The sequence below is a fragment of the Bradyrhizobium sp. CSA207 genome, assembly GCF_029051685.1.
Lineage (GTDB): Bacteria > Pseudomonadota > Alphaproteobacteria > Rhizobiales > Xanthobacteraceae > Bradyrhizobium.
In genome coordinates, this window is sequence record NZ_JAACFT010000100.1 from 1 (window position 1) to 1,682 (window position 1,682).

Annotated in this window: 1 protein-coding gene; it reads right to left on the reverse strand. The window is 61.8% G+C overall.

Going from position 1 to position 1,682, the window contains the following annotated elements; all coding sequences use genetic code 11:
* Positions 1–33: 33 nt before the first annotated feature.
* Positions 34–1,629: an IS1182 family transposase gene (locus GWG65_RS40115; RefSeq protein ID WP_275200906.1), complete on the reverse strand. Its 1,596-nt coding sequence runs from the start codon at positions 1,627–1,629 to the stop codon at positions 34–36.
* Positions 1,630–1,682: the final 53 nt, after the last annotated feature.

Genomic DNA, 1,682 nt, shown 5'->3' on the forward strand with positions numbered 1-1,682 from the left:
GAGACTGGGCAGGAATTTGTTTTGCGTACCCCACTAAGCGGGCGAACCGAATTCCAGGCAGAAACCAGCTTTTGGTCGGAACATCAGGGTCTGGAGCCCGGCTATTATCGCTGAAGCGATGTTGAGCAGCAGAAGCGCGGGATAAGGCCGGCTTTTGGCCAGATAGGCCATGAAGCTGTCGAAGCCGAGGATGCTCAGCACGCGGGAGAAGTTGTAGCAGAGTGCCATCAGGCTCCATTCGCCGCGCACCTTGTCGAAGCCGCGGACGAGGAAGTGGCGGTAGCCGGCTCGGCATTTGAGGGTGCCGAAGGGATGTTCGGCTAGCTGGGCCCTGCGGGACATCAAAGCGTTGGCGCCCTTCATCCGTGCGCGATGCCGGTCGAGGACGTCTTCATGCTCCCAGCGCTGGACGGTGCGCGTCGGCGTCTTGGCGGAGAGACAGCGCGAGCGCAGCGTGCAGGCATCGCAATCGGCCTTGCGGCTGACATACCTGATCTCGATCCGGCCGCCATTGTTCTTGCGACCGTCTGTCGGCGTCAGGAGCTTGCCGGCGGGACAACGATAGACATTGGCTTCTGCGTCGTAGACGAACGCTTCATGGCTGATGCGGCCTTCCGCTTCGAGCCTGGCGTTCCGCCTGGCTTGCGGGACATAGGCCACGATCCCATCCTCTTCGCAGGCCTTGAGCGCGTTGCCGTTGTAATAGCCGGTATCGGCCAGGACAGTCAGCGTCTCGACCCCAAGCTCGGCCTTCGCGGCCTTGGCCATGTTGTGAAGCTGGCCGGTATCGTTGCCGTCGTTGACGACTTCGTCCTCCACAAGAAGCTTGTGTTTGCCGTCAACGGCGATCTGGACATTGTAACCCGCCACGACTTGACCGTTCTTCGAGAGCAACCGGGCATCGGGGTCGGTTCGCGACAACTGTGTCTGGCCGCTCTCCTCCAGCTGTGCCAGATCGGCTTGCAAGCTTGCGCGCCTGGCCATCAATGCAGTCATCTTTTGCGCGACGTTACCACCGCCGTCGCCCTCGCCATCCCGGCCTACGGCCGGACGGTCCGCCTCCGCGCTGTCGTTGGCTTCCAGCGCGGCGCCATAGGCTTCAATCTCCTGCTCGATCTCCGCCAGCCGCTTGGCGAGCTTGCGCTGCGTCTTGATGCTGGCCTTGCTGGCGTTGCCGTCGAAAAATGCGCCGTCGATCGCCACAATCTCCCCACCCACCAGATCGAGATGGCGCAGCACGAGCACGAACTCCCGGTGCACCGCCTTGAGCGCCTTCCAGTTCTCCTGGCGGAACTTGGCGATGGTGCGATAGCCCGGCACCAGGCGCTTCATCAGCCAGATCAGTTCGAGATTGCGTCCCGCCTCGCGCTCGAGGCTACGCGACGACCGCACCCGGTTGATGTAGCCATAAAGATAGAGCTTCAGCAGGTCCGCCGGATCGTACGGCGGCTGCCCAGCGCCGCCACCCGATCCGGCATGAGAGAAGCCAAGCTTCCCCAGATCCAGCGCAGCGACGAAAGCCTCAATCGCTCGAACCGGATTGTCGATCGCCACATAATCGTCCACACGTGGCGGAAGGAAGCTTGGCTGATCCCGGCTGATGCCGGTCTTGAAAGTGCGATTCGCCATGCCGAATCGTACCCTCGTTTGCTCAAATGAAGATGAAATTCTTGCCCAGTCTC

Excerpts from the sequence above, each read along its gene's own strand:
- GWG65_RS40115 (WP_275200906.1), bottom strand. The coding sequence starts at position 1,629 with ATGGCGAATCGCACTTTCAAGACCGGCATCAGCCGGGATCAGCCAAGC.